We start from the raw sequence: 14,645 nt of genomic DNA, 5'->3' as shown, positions 1-14,645 counted from the left end.
GACACATTCGAATATGCACGCATTCGCCTACCGAAACGGAACCCTGTGTTGCGAGGGAGTCAACCTCGAAACACTCGCCGCACAAACAGGGACCCCTCTCTACGTGTACAGCAAGCAGACCATTCTGGATCACTTCACACGGCTCAAAGAAGCCCTCGCACCGCTGAATGCCGAAATCGAATTTGCAGTCAAGGCCTGTTCGAACATAGCCATCCTGAATCTGATGGCCCAACATGGCGCCGGTTTCGACATCGTCTCCGGCGGAGAACTCTTCCGTATCATCAAAGCCGGAGGAGATCCCAAAAAGTGTACCTACGCAGGAATCGGTAAAACCGAACAGGAAATCCGTTACGCGCTGGAACAGAAAATCTACTGCTTCAACATCGAATCGGAAGCCGAAATGCGCGCAATTGACGAAATCGCACGCGGCATGGGCACCATCGCCCCCGTTTCCATCCGCGTCAACCCGAACGTAGAAGCCGGCACGCACAAATACATCACCACCGGCAAATCGGAAAACAAATTCGGCATCGACTTCGAACGGATTGAAGAGCTCTACGAACGCGCCTCCCGCGAGTTACCCAACATCCGCCTCAAAGGCCTGCAAATGCACATCGGCTCCCAGCTGACCCAGGCAGCCCCTTTCGTGGAAGCCGTCGCTAAAGTAGCCCCCCTTGCAGCCCGGCTGAAGGAACGCCACGGTATCGAATTCCTGTCCATCGGAGGCGGGGTTGGCATCGTCTACCAGGACTCTCTGGAATCCGGAGGAAAAGAATGGTGGGACGAATCCCCCGAGCAGCTCACGATCAAGACATATGCGGATTCCATCATCCCCCTGCTCCAGCCTCTCGGACTGCACATCATCGTCGAACCCGGCCGCGTCATCGTCGGAAATGCAGGAGCCCTCATCACCCGATGCCTGTACGAAAAAAACGGGAAAGCCAAGACATTCAAGGTCATTGATGTCGGCATGAACGACCTCATTCGTCCCGCTCTCTATCAAGGGTATCACCAGATCGTTCCCGTTACGGAACACGCCGGAAACGACACCATTGTTGCCGACGTCGTCGGCCCCATCTGCGAATCCGGCGATTTCATGGCTCAAAACCGTGAAGTAGCCAATATCCATCAGGGAGAACTCCTGGCCATCCTGTCCGCCGGAGCCTACGGTTTTTCCATGGCTTCCAATTACAACTCACGTCCGATGCCTGAGGAAGTCCTCGTCGACGGCGATTCATGGCATACCATACGCCGCCGGCAAAGCTGGGACGACCTCATTGCCGGAGAATCCATCCCCCAGGTATAAATCTCACTTCTACGGCAGGACTGACCGACTTCAGCCTTGCCGTTGCCCATATAAACACTAACATCCACAATACTATGCCAATCGCCACTCCTGCGCAATACAGCAAGATCCTCGAAACGGCCAAAAAGGAAGGCTATGCCCTCCCCGCCGTTAACGTTACGACCATCGAAGTCATCAATGGCGCCCTCCGCGCCTTCTCCGAAGCCAAGTCCGACGGTATCATCCAGGTTTCCATCGGCGGCGGCAAGTTCGCTTCCGGTTCCGCCGTCGGCAACTCCGCCCTCGGTGCCATCGTCCTGGCGGAAGCCACCTACCGCCTCGCCGAAAAGTACGACGTTTTCGTCGGTCTTCACACCGACCACTGCCAGCCCGAACACGTCGACACCTTCCTGCGTCCCCTCATTGCAGAATCCCGCCGCCGCGTTTCCGCCGGTCTTCCTCCGCTTTTCACGTCCCACATGCTGGATGCCTCCACCCTGCCCATGGCAGAGAACCTGGAGCTTTCCAAGAGCCTTCTCAAGGAATGCGCCGAACTCGGCATTATTCTTGAAATCGAAATCGGCGTCGTCGGCGGCGAAGAAGACGGAGTGGACAATTCCGGCCACCCTGCCGACAAGCTGTACACCTCTCCCGAAGACATGCTGCAAACCTATGAAGCCCTTGCCCCCATCGGCAAGTTCATGCTCGCCGCCACCTTCGGCAATGTTCACGGCGTGTACAAGCCCGGTCACGTCAAATTGAAGCCCAGCATCCTTCGCGACGGACAAGACGTCGTTGCCGCCAAACACGGCGAGGACGCACGCATGCTGCTCGTTTTCCACGGCGGTTCCGGTTCCGAGCTTAAGGACATCCGCGAAGCCATTTCCTACGGCGTGGTCAAGATGAACATCGACACCGACACCCAATACGCCTTCTCCAAGCCTATCGTCTTCCACATGTGCGAAAAGATCGAAGGCATGCTCAAGATCGATGGCGAAGTCGGCAACAAGAAAGATTACGATCCCCGTTCCTACCTCAAGAAGGGAGAAATGGGCATTTGCGATCGCCTCAAGAGTGCTTGCGAAGACCTGCTCTCCACAGGTAAAACCCTCTGCGGCAAGATCTAATCCGCCAAACGGAGATCCCCGTTTTTCATCCCCAACCGGTTCGCTGAAAGGCGGACCGGTTTTTTATGATTCTCCTTCGTCGAAACGATACGTTTTCCCGTAGCGCTTGTGGTGGCTGGTCCGCCCGCCCCGGACTTGTCTGAACGGATTAAACAAATCGTCCAAGCCATTGGCACGCAGAAACCAGCATTGTTCCATCAACAACCCCAGTTTCCCTTTGGGAAACCCCTTGGCCTTGAACCACGTCAGATATTCGATGGGGACATCCATCAGCGGACACCCCTTCGGCGGGTATTTCGCCGGACCATACATCCCGAAAGGCATATGCATGGCTGCAATTTCTTCCACCAGCTTTCTCAGATCCTCGCCATTGGGAATATTGTCATTCATCGCCTAGTTTCTTGTAAAACTCACACAGGATATCCGCAAGCAAAATCGGTTGCTCGGCAGGCACCCGATGCCCCGAACCGGGCACGAGAACAAGCCCGTCTCCGGCAACCTCTCTCCCCAGCCCGGAAAACTTGGGATCCTTCTCCCCGCACACCCACAACCAGGGAATTTCCAATTGCCGGAGATTTTGCCGGAAATCTTCCTGCATCCCCAATGACCAATCTACAAACCCCCGGGCAATACTCCTCTTCCATGACGAAAGAGCCGGTTGTTCCTCCCTCTTATTTCCCCGCAAAACTCCCTGCTCATGCCAGGAGGTCATCACATCATTCCAGGGTATCTCCAGGCATTTGACAGCCCATTCCGCATCGGAGGCACGACGGATGGAACGCTCATCGTCGCTCTGGAGCCCGGGATGGGTACTGACAAACACTGCGCCCGCCCACAACTCCGGATGACGACACACGGCATGTAACCCCAAACGCCCTCCCAGAGAATATCCGCATAAAACTGGTCTGTGATCCTGAGACGAAATCTCCGCGGCTATGAGATCTCCCGCCTCTGTCAAAGTTTTGGGACAACACGCCAGCAACTTCCACAAATTCAAAGAACGCGAGGCCACCCCCATGCCTTGCAACGCCTTGGAGACTGGTCCCCAGTCGCCCGGAAGCCCCATATTGCCATGAAGAAACCAGATCATAACCGGACAATTCATAAGGCAATTCATCACAAAATCCAAGCAAGAAGCGATGCGGACAAAATTGACACTTGAAAACCTACGATTATCTCCTTACTTTTTTAACCTATTCAAGAGTTTTCAGTTATGAAACATTTCCTGAATCAAAGCCCTATCATCAATGTACTCTTCGTTTGCATGGGAAATATCTGCCGTTCCCCCGCAGCGGAAATCATTTTCCGCAACATGGTGGATAAAAACCAGATGAACGAACAGATTCATACCGATTCCGCAGGAACTATCGGTTACCACGAAGGCTCCCCTCCCGACTCACGCATGCTCAAAACCCTCGCGAACCACGGTTACAGCATTTTTCCCCACCGCGCACGCAAGATCAATCCTGAAGATCTGGAACAATTCGACCTCATCCTAACCATGGACGGAGACAATTTTACCGATGTCCGGGCCATGGACAAATTGAAGCGCTTCCGGGATAAAATCATTCCCATGTGTAAATTTGTCAGTAATAAGTTCCGCGACACCGAAGTCCCCGACCCCTATTACGGCGGACAGTCAGGTTTCGATCATGTTGTTGAACTCTTGGAAGATGCTTGTTCCAATCTCCTTAAATCGGTCAAGGGTACCATCGCCAAACACAACACGGCCATCTCGGAATAAAATACTCCTCTCTGGGACATTCCCTCCTTGGCAGCATCCCCGGAAGCGTTCTTATGCCCTCCGGGGATTTTCATACCAACAGTCGGAGGAGCCGGGGCATAATTCCCATGCCGTGTGCCTATGGCTCTCTCGCCCACTACGCTGGTAAACAACAAAGCCATCTCCCTTGATTATCAAGGAAGATGACTTTGGAAAAAATGAATCGGAATCCGATTATTTGCCGAGCTTGGGCTTGCCGCCCTGGCGACGGATCGAAGCGCCGAAACGCTTCTGGAACTTGTCGATGCGGCCTTCGGTATCGACAAACTGGTTCTTACCCGTGAAGAAAGGGTGGGAATCGGAGGTAATACCGCAGGTGATCACGAAGTGTTCCACACCATCAATCACTTCCGTTTTGGAGGAACGGGCAGTGGAACGGGTGATAAAACGGCGGCCGGTAGAGATGTCAACGAAAACGACCGGATTATATTTGGGATGAATATCTGCTTTCATGATGAATAGGATATGTATTGCGTTTCCAACGCAATGAGGTGGAGATGGAAATATGGTGATTTTTCGTTCATTGTCAAGGGTGCATTCATCAATTCGCAGATTGGATAATACGAACAGCTCGCACTACATACCGACTTTACAAAAAACCATGACAGTGCACCTCCTTGCATGCAGCCCCGATCGTCCGGACGATAGAGGGCATACTATCTATGTTCCTTCAATCGGCAACCCTCACCCGTTTTTCTGCAAGGCTCGCTCTTTCAGGATTGATCATCCCGATTATAGCCGTTGCCTGGAGCGCCGCATTCAAGACGATTTACGGTGCATTTCTGATCACCGGCGATGAATACGGTTTCATTTTTGCCGTTTCATGGGGGGCTGCCCTGTTGCGCAACAAACTGAGTCCGGCAACACCAACACTTGCCGTCGATGCGGAACTCACCCCCAGGGCATATCGTCTCCTGTGCCAACTGTTCCCGGTCGGAAGCATCCTCGCATTCGGCACTTCCGGCTTCCTGCTCCTGTTTCGGCTAGGTGTCGGCATATTCCCATTTCTTTTTCCTTCCGGCCTTTTTGGTCTGGTGCTCCTGGCACGATACCTCTTCTCAATCGCCAAACGGGATTTCCGTCCATCTATTTTGGGAGAATCCATCTACGCAGGCATCGTCCTTGCTTTTGCCACAGCAACTCCTGCCTACTTCGAGAAAATGAGCGGCTACGCCAATGATTTCATGATCAGTGCGCCAGTCTGGTACACAGGTATCTACTTCAGCCTCATCCTGACTCTCTCCTTGCCACCCCGGCTTTCCTCTGGTCTGAAGGAACTCGCTCGCGGAACTTTAATGATTATTCCCGCTCTGGTTCTGATCCTCTACGGAAAGCCCTGGATATTTTAGATCCTCATTCCACCCCTTTCAGAGCCTGGGAAATAGCCGGAAAGAGTTGTTTTTTGCGGCTCACCACGCCTTTGGCAGAAAAGAGATTGTCGTCTAAACGTTTGAATTCCAGATTATCCAACACATCGGGATCTCCTACTGCCAGCAAAAGGGAATCGTGCGTACTGATGTCCGTCACCAGAAGGCAGGCAAGCCTGTACTTTTCTTTTACCTGCAATTCCTCCAAAGCTTTTTGAAGTTGATGTCGTACGGCATCAAATCCGTATACTCCAACTTCCTCTACCTGGGAAATACTGATGCGGAACCCGAATTCTACGAATTCCTTGCGGTCCGCCTGGATGATGTCGACCGCCGAGGAATCCCTTGATCTCAACAAGGAACCGGTCGAGAAGAATTCCTCCGTAAATTTCTGCGGATCAATCCCGGAAATCGGCATTAGCCATTCCATCATCAGACGATCGACGCTCGTCGTCGTCGGAGACGTCAGATTGATCGTATCCGACAAAATCCCCGCACACAGGCACAAGGCGACATTCGGCTCCGGCTCCTCGTCCCGATGGAAAAACCGGCGAGCCACCAGCGTCGATGTCGAACCGACAGGCTCATTCAGGAACCTGATGGGATCGCGTGTCGATACCTGGGAACCGAGGCGGTGATGATCCATCACTTCGACGATTTCCGCCTCTTCTACTCCATCTACCGCCTGGCTGAATTCGTTGTGATCCACCAAAGCCAAACGCATGCGGGGAGGATCAACCAAATCCGTCTTGGAAACAACTCCGACCACCTTGTTGCTGATCTTATCAAGCACAGGAAACAGAGGCTGGCGACTCTGCACGGCTAGCTGGCGCATTTGAGACAGGGGAAGGCCGGAGGTGAACGTTACAAAGTCACGGTGCACGACATCGTGGACACGCCGCGAACAGCGAATCAACTGGCCGACACTCGCCGTATCCCACGGCGTGCTGAGAATGCATGTACCGGAATCCTGGGCTTCCTCCCGAATATCGGCCGTTGGGTGGGCATCCGCCGTAATAACGAGTGCTCTCACTCCGTTCTCCACAGCAAAAAGCTGCACGTTCGGACGGTCGCCGCAAATCACGCACAACTTGTGAATCAGCCCCTTCCTCTTGTAGTTGGCAAGTCGGGAACGCACGCTGGGTTCACTGGATGCACCGACCAGAAGGAAGAGTTCCTCATCTTCCGTACTCAGTGTTTCGCCGGTCAGGCAGCGGGCATTGATCGTCTTGGCGATGTTGTCCAGGCTGGCAACGACGGAGCGCACGCTGTCATCACTCAACTGTTTGGGGAGCAGTAGATTCAACAGATCCAGATACCGGATCAACCCGTGCAGTTTACCCTGTTCATCAATAACGGGGATGGAACTCAGGTTGTTCTCCGTCATCCTCTTGTAAGTCGTCAGGAACGTATCGCCGGGCAGGACGGAAATAATGTTTCTGTGGCAAATGGATTCTGCCGTCGGCGTTGCATCCCGAATCAAAACGGGCTGGGGAAGTTGTGCCTGCTCCAGTACCCAGGCCGTACGCTGGGTCACTTCCCCGCATCGGGCGGCAACGGCATCGGGATAACCATGGCGTCGCAAAAAGGAAGCATTCCCAATTGCAGAACAGATGGAGTCCGTATCGGGGTTCTTATGGCCAATGACGTATAAAGGGCCGATGTTTCGTTCATTCATCATGCACGTATCAATCCAGTTTAAATCTGATGGGAGCTATAATTTGTGAAGCAATGGGAATACCGCCACGGACTGCGGGCCGAAACGACCAGTTGTTTTTCACCCATTCCAGAGCAGCACGATCCAACGAAGCATATCCGCTGGACTCCGAAAGGGAAACCCCCGATACGGAACCGCATTCATCCACGGAAATCAACACCTTGACAACTCCCACTTGCCCCGCACTACGGGCCGAAGCCGGATAGGGAGGCAACGAGGCTTCCAGAGCCTGCGGCGCGGATGTAGAAGCTTCTGGATTTCCCGGAGCTCCGCCCAAAACCGTTTTCGGACGGACACGGGGACGGAGATTGCTCCGTTTCACCACCTGAGGATTACTCATCAGCGTTCCCGTATCCGCATCGTCGAACACATCATGGGAAGCCGCCAGCTCTCCGGCAGTCCAGGCCAGATCGGGCATGTCAGGCGACAAATTCAGCACTTGTCTGGGCGCCTCCGTCCTGATAATCGGAGGCAATGCCGGCAAGGCCCGTGAAATCACTGTCTTTTGGGCAATGTTCTCTTCCTGCGAAACGGGATCCGGGTCTACCATACTGACGGAAAACGGCCCATGCATCCCCAGAAGTCCCGATTCATGGTACCGGTACAACGCCAACACGCACCCGAGAGCTACCGGTACGCCTAAAGCGACCAGAGCCGCGTAAACCAGTGCGGATTTTGCCGGTTTATGGGGTTTCAGCTTCTGCCTGGGGAGGCGATATGGCTCCAAATTCAACTTCACGGTATTCCAACAGGAGTGTAACATCGAATTCCACAATGGCAAATTTTACCATTACCTGCTGACATTCACTCACCTTGTAATCCGCGAAAAAGCCCTTGCGCGAATTCTTTTCTCGTTTATTGTCCATAAACGTGCCACGCACCTACCAAGACATACTTGCCAGCCGCATCGCCGGACTTCCGGAGAATACCGATTCTTTTCGCGTCATAGACGGAGAAGCAGACGGTTACCCGAAGCTGTTCATTGATCGGTTCGGGGACAGGACTCTCATCTCCACTCGTGACCGCGACATTCCGCACCAGCTTCTCCAGCAGATTGTTTCCGAAGCAGGGCCGGTTTATCACAAACGCCTAGACCAGGACGATAAACAACCGCCCGTTCCCATCGCCCACGCCGGAGATTCCACTCCTCTCCAATTCCATATCGTCGAACAAGGCGTCCGATTCCTCATCGACATGGGAGCCGGCTATTCCCAGGGTATCTTCCTCGATCAACGAGACAACCGACGACGTGTCCGCCAGGCATGCCGTCCCGGTATGCGCATCCTCAACACATTCGCCTACACGGGAGCATTTTCCGTGTATGCCGCCCTTGGCGGAGCCATCACGACGACGCTGGATCTCGCCCAACCCTGTCTCGACTGGGCCCGGCAAAACTTTCTCCTTAATGCTCTAGAACCCGACGAACATTATTTCTGCAAGGGAGACGCGCTCCACTGGCTTGACCGTTTCGCCAAACAGCAGCGTACTTTCCACGGCATCATCCTGGACCCTCCTACTTTTTCCCGCGACAAAAACGGAAAAGTCTTCCGTGTCGAGCGCCACTACGGAGACCTCGTTTCCAAAGCCATAGCCTGTCTGGAACCCGGCGGATGGCTCCTCTGTTCCACCAATTGCCGCAAACTCAGCCACCGGGACTTCCGGATTATGGTAGCCTCCGCCGCTCCCGGTGCCGACTTGAGGCATGACCCCATGCCCTTCGATTTTCCCGGAGAAGACTACCTCAAATGCCTCTTCGTCCAATTCTAACACCATTCCGATCCTCCTTCGCCATCATGAAACATCACCTTCGCATCGCCCGGAGCCTCTCAACCGGCCTTCTCGTCGCCACAATCCTTTGCTGTTCCACTGCTTTCGGAAAAATATGGGGACCGCTCTCACTAGGTATGGATCGCAACACCCTTGATGCTACTCTCCGCTCGGATCCCGCCTTCGAACCACCCGGAGAAATGACCGTCATGGGCTCTTCCTCGGAAAACGATCGATTCGTCACAAGAAAAACGTTCTACGGAGACCTGTGCGAACTCTCTTTCCGCTTCGGCAGCGATGATCTCCTCAATGCCGTTTCCTTCTACTCAAAAACGGGTTTCGAACCCAGCCTGTACAACAGCCGCTTCAAAGCCCGGTACAAAAACCTTTTCATGTCTGTTTCCGACCGATACGGGCTACCGCTCAACTGCCCCGACTGGCCCTCTCCGGAGCGCATGAAACCCAATCGCGTCCTCTTTCTCCACACCTGGCACATCGGTACCAAGGAATCCATCATGACCGGCATCATGCGAGATACCGAAAACAAGTGTTACGTCGTAACGACCTTCGTCTCCGGTAAAATCCGTCCCCCCCAGAATAACCCGAAAGCCATCAAAGCCTGGGACGCCGTCCCCGAATTCTTCGATCTTATCAAAGCCGATGCCCTGAACGCCAAGGGCATGGCTGCCCTCGCCGCAAAAAACGGCAAAGCAGCCATTCCGCTCTTCGAGGAAGCCGCCCAATTCGGCTCATCCCGTGCCTTATGGGCTCTCGGCCAAATCTATGCCGGAGGCAAAGGCATCCCCGCCGACAAGGAAAAATCCCAACAATACTACCGCCAGGCTGCCGAAAAAGGATTTGCTCTCGCTGCAGTCCTGATTGACAAAAATTTCGATGCTGCCATGAAGGAACTGGAAGTTTTCCCGGAAGATGCCAAAGCCCTGCTCTCCACTTGCCAACGTGCTGCCTCCGAAGGGTGCGTAGCCGAGCAATTCAACATCGGCATCATGTACAAAAACGGATACGGCCTCACCAAAGACCCCAAGAAAGCGACCCGATGGCTCTCGGCTGCTGCTGCAAAAGGGGATGGACAAGCTGCTGCAGCCCTCAAAACCATCAAATAGCCCCCTGTGACATTCACCTCTGCACACGCCCTTCGTGCTTGCAGACATTCGCTTTCATTTTATCCTGATTTCACTCATGAGCACTTATTCCGACCAACTCGTGCGTTACAATGACCTTGGAATCTCTCTCGACTTCTCCAAGCTGCCTCTGACGCCAGATTTCCTCTCTTCCATGGGCGACAAAATCACCCGTGCTTTCAATGCCATCGACGACCTCGAAGCCGGCAAGATCGCCAATCCGGACGAAAACCGCATGGTCGGTCACTACTGGCTGCGAAACTCCGACCTCGCTCCCACCCCCGAGATCAAAACTCAGATCGACGATGTGTACACCGACGTCCTCGAATTCGCCCACGACATCCTCGACGGTACCATCCGTCCCCCGCAGGGAGGTTTCTACACAACCGCCCTCGTCATCGGTATCGGTGGTTCCGCTCTCGGGCCGGAACTGATCGCCGACGCCCTCCCCGGAGTTGGACTGGATATGTACTTCCTCGACAACACTGATCCCGACGGTATGTACGCCGTCCTGGAAAGACTTCCGTTGGAAGAAACCCTCGTCGTCGTCATCTCCAAATCCGGCGGCACACCTGAAACACGCAACGGCATGCTTGTGACCCAGGACTTCTTCCGCATTTGCGAACTCGACTTCGCACAACAGGCCGTCGCCGTCACCGGCACCGGTTCCAAGCTCGACAAGACAGCCGAAGCCGAAGGCTGGCTCCGGCGTTTTCCGATGGAAGACTGGGTCGGAGGCCGTACTTCCGTCACTTCCGTTGTCGGACTCGTTCCCGCCGCCCTTCAGGGTATCGATGTCGAAGAACTGCTCGAAGGAGCCGCGCTCATGGACAGCCGCACACGCATCCACAATGTTGCAGACAACGCCGCCATGAAGCTTGCCCTCGCCTGGTACAAAGCTACCAACGGCAAGGGAGAAAAAGATATGGTCGTCCTTCCCTATAAGGATTCCCTCGTCCTTTTTTCCAAATACCTCCAGCAGCTCATCATGGAGTCCATCGGCAAGAAGGAAGACCTCGACGGCAATGTCGTCCATCAGGGACTGACCGTATACGGCAACAAGGGCTCCACCGACCAGCACGCCTACGTCCAACAACTCCGCGACGGCATCGCCAACTTCTTCGTCACCTTCATCGAAGTGCGCCAAGCCATGACTGATTTCGTGGAAGTCGATCCCGGAGTCACTGCCGGAGACTATCTCCAGGGCTTCCTGCGCGGTTCCCGCCAGGCCCTTGCAGAATCCGGACGCGCTTCCATCACGATCTCCATTCCCACCGTCTCTCCGCTGACGATCGGCATGCTCATTGCCCTCTTCGAACGAGCCGTCTCTTTCTACGCCTCTCTCGTCAACATCAACGCCTACCATCAGCCCGGCGTCGAAGCAGGCAAGAAAGCCGCCACAACCTTCCTCAACCTTCTCACCAAGGTGCGCCAATCCCTCTCGGAAACACCGGAAACCGCCGCTGCCATCGCAGCCCGCATTGGTGAAGACGAAGAAGCCGTTTACCATTGCCTCATCCATATCGGCGAATCCGACGACAATGCAGAAATGAACTGGGGTGCTACTGCCGATCAAGATACCTTCCGTAAACTTTCCGACGAAGAACTCGAAGAGGAAGACGACGAGATCACCATCATCGAAGACTGACCTGTCTTCTCCCGATCGATTGATCATTCCCAACCGAAAAGAGGCACCCGGCGAGGGTGCCTCTTTTCATGCCTGGAAATAACCATAGGATCAATCTTTCATAGCCACCTTAACAACCATACTATCGCTCAATCGACTTCATCACGGCTTCCACAATGGGAGAATATCCGAATTTCATACTGGCCTGATGCAGAAAACCAGCGGCAATCATCCGTTCAGCCTCGGCTTTGGGAATACCGCGGGAAAGGAGGTAGAATACTTCTTCCGGGTCTATGGAGGAAGTAGCCGTACCATGGGAACAACGGACGCCGTCAGCAAGAATCTCAAGCCCCGGCAGAGAATCGGATTCCGCCGCATCACTCAGCAAAAGATTGCGGTTACTTTGGTAGGCATCCGTACCATGGGCTCCCTCTTCGACGCGAATCATGCCGGCAAAAACATTACGGGAAGCCCCCCGGAGAACGGTCTTGTACATCAAATTACTACCGGAACCGGGAGTCAGATGAGCTTGGTGGGTACGCTGATCCAACACGCAATGGCCGTCCAGGGAAGCCACAGACATGAGTTCCGCCCAGGCATCGCTGCCTAACATGCGGCTGGTAAGTTCCTGGCGCGTCCAGAGAGCGCCGGAATGAGCAGAAAGATGTTCCACACGTGCATTGTCTCGCAAATCGGCCTGTCCCACTTCCAAAGCCGAACCCAGCGTTGTCATCTGTTGCAGCAAGGCATAGCGGACGAAGGATGACGGCGCAGTTTCGATGCGTTGCACGCCGACGGCAAGCTGAGGGACATAGCCGGAACCGACATGGCGCTCCAAAAGATTGATCGAGGAAGCTTCCCCGGCCAGGACGAGAGTATACGGGAAGATAGCGGCGGATTCGCCCTCAACGCGCCAGATGATTTCCACGGGCGTTTCGACGCATACGCCGGGACGCACCTTCACCACGACGGCCTCCGTCATCATCGCACGATTCCAGGCAACGCAGGGAGCAGAGCCAAGAGCCGCAACTTCCCTGCCCAGCCAGTCACGGGCTTCGGCTTCATCAGAGGCAATCCAGCGCTCCAGGGAAAGAATCTCCAAGCCGTCGGGAAGTACACCTTCAACCCCTGACCAGATGCCATTGAGAATTTCCACGGTAACAGCATCTTCTAGCAACCGGCCAGAACTTCCGTAGTTCTCCCTCGGCACAGCCGGGACAAAAGCGGAAAAATCGGCTCCCTTGCGAGCACCAAAGCGCCACTGTTCATCAAGGCGGATGGGAACAGGCAAGGCTTCATAGGCAGCCTGGGCAGCCAGGACCTGTTCTGAAAACCATTGAGGACGGATAGCGGTCTGTGTTGTTGCGGGATCGGTCATTTTGCTTCCTTATCCAATGCTGTCTTCCATTTCCATATCGATCAGGCGACGAAGCTCCACGGAATATTCCATGGGAAATTCCTGCACCAGATCATTAATGAATCCATTAACGGCCAGCGACATGGCGGCCGCACGCGGAATACCGCGCTGTTCCATGTAAAAGAGCATCTCCTCCGACACCTGGGACACGGAGGCCTCATGCTGGACAGCATGGCTGTCCCCATGAACGGTAATGGCCGGATAGGTATCCGTACGACTGTTGGCATGGAGCAGGAGAGCATCGCACTCCGTACTGTTCCGGCATCCCTTCAACCCCTTGGCAACGCTGACAAGGCCACGGTAGCTGGCCCGCCCTTCGCCGATGCTGATGGATTTGGCAACGATGTTGGATGTCGTTTCATCCGCGACGTGGATCATCTTCGCTCCGGTATCCTGATGCTGCCCGGTGTTGGCGAGGGAAATGGAGATCACTTCCCCTCTGGCCTTGCGCCCCTTGAGGATGACGCAGGGGTACTTCATCGTCAGGCCAGCCCCAATATTGCAGTCAATCCAGCGGATTTCAGCCCCTTCATGGGCAATGCCGCGCTGGGTGACGAGGTTGAAAATGTTGGATGCCCAGTTTTGGACGGTCACGTACTGGATTTTGGCGTGAGGCATGGCGACGAGTTCGACGACACCCGAGTGCAGGGTAGAAGTATCGAACTGAGGCGCCGTACAGCCCTCCATATACATCAGCTCGGCACCTTCGTCGGCGATGATCAGCGTACGTTCGAATTGACCGAAATCGCGAGAATTAATGCGGAAGTAGGCCTGTAAGGGGTGTTTCAGCTTCACACCCTTGGGGATGTAAATGAAGGAGCCGCCAGAGAAAGCCGCGCTGTTGAGGGCGGAGTATTTGCTGTCCCCCGTCGGAATCACCTTGCCAAACCAGGGACGGAAGATGTGTTCATACTCCGTCAAACCCTCCGTCGGATTCACGAAAATGACGCCCTGCTCGCGCAATTCCTCGCGCATGCTGGAATAGGCGGACTCGGAATCGTACTGGGCATCGACACCAGCCAAAAATTTACGCTCCTGTTCCGGGACGCCGAGGCGCTCGAAAGTCCGCTTCACATCGTCGGGCACTTCATCCCAGCTTCGCTTGGATTCCGAGCCGTGGGAAAGATAATAGCGTATCTTGTCGAAATCGAGTTCCTCAAGCTGGTGGGTGGCCCAGTGCGTCGGCAGGGGTTTGCTTTCAAAGACCTCCAACGCCTTCAGCCGGAACTCGCGGATCCAGTCCGGTTCCCCTTTGACATCGGAAATGTAATTGACCACATCGCGCGTCAGGCCGAAACCAGCATCGAATTTGTGGCTTTCCGGGAAGTGGAAATCTCCCTTGTTCCTGTCGATGTCCTGCAGAATTCCGTTGTCAGAAACGGATGATGATGTTGAATCGCTCATTTCGTATGG

Annotated in this window: 15 protein-coding genes; 7 read left to right on the top strand and 8 right to left on the bottom strand. The window is 54.5% G+C overall.

Translation table 11 applies throughout. From position 1 onward, the window contains the following. The first annotated feature begins 13 nt into the window (after positions 1 to 13). Positions 14 to 1,306 (top strand): diaminopimelate decarboxylase, encoded by a 1,293-nt coding sequence (gene lysA / locus QET93_RS03240; RefSeq protein ID WP_280131376.1) that lies wholly within the window; start codon positions 14 to 16, stop codon positions 1,304 to 1,306. 74 nt (positions 1,307 to 1,380) lie between these two features. After that, complete coding sequence (gene fbaA / locus QET93_RS03235) at positions 1,381 to 2,412, top strand: class II fructose-bisphosphate aldolase (protein WP_280125450.1); 1,032 nt, start codon at positions 1,381 to 1,383, stop codon at positions 2,410 to 2,412. Positions 2,413 to 2,475: 63 nt separating this feature from the next. On the opposite strand, the gene QET93_RS03230 is transcribed toward fbaA, so the two are convergent. Together QET93_RS03230 and QET93_RS03225 are read right to left on the bottom strand one after the other, a co-directional pair. Continuing rightward, the gene (locus QET93_RS03230; protein ID WP_280125449.1) at positions 2,476 to 2,802 is read right to left on the bottom strand and encodes a DUF3820 family protein; all 327 of its coding nucleotides are present in this window, start codon (positions 2,800 to 2,802) and stop codon (positions 2,476 to 2,478) included. Continuing rightward, positions 2,795 to 3,502, bottom strand: coding sequence for an alpha/beta fold hydrolase (locus QET93_RS03225; RefSeq protein ID WP_280131377.1), 708 nt, complete (start codon positions 3,500 to 3,502; stop codon positions 2,795 to 2,797). Before QET93_RS03225 ends, QET93_RS03230 begins: the two co-directional genes overlap by 8 nt. 153 nt (positions 3,503 to 3,655) lie before the next feature. Between QET93_RS03225 and QET93_RS03220 the strand changes: the two genes are divergently transcribed. After that, complete coding sequence (locus tag QET93_RS03220) at positions 3,656 to 4,156, top strand: low molecular weight protein-tyrosine-phosphatase (RefSeq protein WP_345786067.1); 501 nt, start codon at positions 3,656 to 3,658, stop codon at positions 4,154 to 4,156. A 213-nt stretch (positions 4,157 to 4,369) separates the two neighbouring features. Here QET93_RS03220 and QET93_RS03215 read toward each other — a convergent pair whose 3' ends face one another. Beyond that, the gene (locus QET93_RS03215) at positions 4,370 to 4,648 is read right to left on the bottom strand and encodes a type B 50S ribosomal protein L31 (protein ID WP_280125446.1); all 279 of its coding nucleotides are present in this window, start codon (positions 4,646 to 4,648) and stop codon (positions 4,370 to 4,372) included. Positions 4,649 to 4,857: 209 nt separating this feature from the next. Between QET93_RS03215 and QET93_RS03210 the strand changes: the two genes are divergently transcribed. Further along, a complete protein-coding gene (locus QET93_RS03210; RefSeq protein ID WP_280131379.1) occupies positions 4,858 to 5,544 on the top strand; it encodes a hypothetical protein in 687 nt (228 codons plus the stop codon). A gap of 4 nt (positions 5,545 to 5,548) precedes the next feature. Here the strand turns inward: QET93_RS03210 and QET93_RS03205 are convergent, their stop codons facing one another. From QET93_RS03205 to QET93_RS03195, 3 genes are read right to left on the bottom strand one after another with little or no spacing between them, the layout of a single operon-like run. Next, the gene (locus QET93_RS03205) at positions 5,549 to 7,243 is read right to left on the bottom strand and encodes a putative manganese-dependent inorganic diphosphatase (protein WP_280131380.1); all 1,695 of its coding nucleotides are present in this window, start codon (positions 7,241 to 7,243) and stop codon (positions 5,549 to 5,551) included. Positions 7,244 to 7,250: 7 nt separating this feature from the next. Beyond that, positions 7,251 to 8,012, bottom strand: a complete 762-nt coding sequence (locus tag QET93_RS03200; protein ID WP_322190095.1) for an energy transducer TonB — start codon at positions 8,010 to 8,012, stop codon at positions 7,251 to 7,253. Beyond that, positions 7,963 to 8,145 carry a hypothetical protein gene (locus QET93_RS03195; RefSeq protein ID WP_280131382.1) on the bottom strand — a complete coding sequence of 61 codons (183 nt, stop codon included), beginning with the start codon at positions 8,143 to 8,145 and terminating at the stop codon, positions 7,963 to 7,965. The genes QET93_RS03200 and QET93_RS03195 overlap by 50 nt, the downstream gene beginning before the upstream one ends. 4 nt (positions 8,146 to 8,149) lie before the next feature. Between QET93_RS03195 and QET93_RS03190 the strand changes: the two genes are divergently transcribed. The 3 genes from QET93_RS03190 to QET93_RS03180 all read left to right on the top strand — a co-directional run bounded on the left by QET93_RS03190 (position 8,150) and on the right by QET93_RS03180 (position 11,836). Beyond that, positions 8,150 to 9,046: a class I SAM-dependent methyltransferase gene (locus QET93_RS03190; RefSeq protein WP_280131383.1), complete on the top strand. Its 897-nt coding sequence runs from the start codon at positions 8,150 to 8,152 to the stop codon at positions 9,044 to 9,046. A gap of 26 nt (positions 9,047 to 9,072) precedes the next feature. Continuing rightward, complete coding sequence (locus QET93_RS03185) at positions 9,073 to 10,170, top strand: tetratricopeptide repeat protein (RefSeq protein ID WP_280131384.1); 1,098 nt, start codon at positions 9,073 to 9,075, stop codon at positions 10,168 to 10,170. A 76-nt stretch (positions 10,171 to 10,246) separates the two neighbouring features. Further along, entirely contained in the window at positions 10,247 to 11,836 is a 1,590-nt protein-coding gene (locus tag QET93_RS03180) for a glucose-6-phosphate isomerase (RefSeq protein WP_280131385.1), read from the top strand. A 121-nt stretch (positions 11,837 to 11,957) separates the two neighbouring features. Here the strand turns inward: QET93_RS03180 and QET93_RS03175 are convergent, their stop codons facing one another. Beyond that, the gene (locus QET93_RS03175; protein WP_280131386.1) at positions 11,958 to 13,193 is read right to left on the bottom strand and encodes a SufD family Fe-S cluster assembly protein; all 1,236 of its coding nucleotides are present in this window, start codon (positions 13,191 to 13,193) and stop codon (positions 11,958 to 11,960) included. 9 nt (positions 13,194 to 13,202) lie between these two features. Next, positions 13,203 to 14,636 (bottom strand): Fe-S cluster assembly protein SufB, encoded by a 1,434-nt coding sequence (gene sufB, locus QET93_RS03170; RefSeq protein ID WP_280131387.1) that lies wholly within the window; start codon positions 14,634 to 14,636, stop codon positions 13,203 to 13,205. Between the last annotated feature and the right edge of the window lie 9 nt (positions 14,637 to 14,645).

Source organism: Akkermansia sp. N21116 (assembly GCF_029854705.2).
Taxonomy (GTDB): domain Bacteria; phylum Verrucomicrobiota; class Verrucomicrobiia; order Verrucomicrobiales; family Akkermansiaceae; genus Akkermansia.
This window is presented reverse-complemented; position numbering and strand designations above follow the sequence as displayed.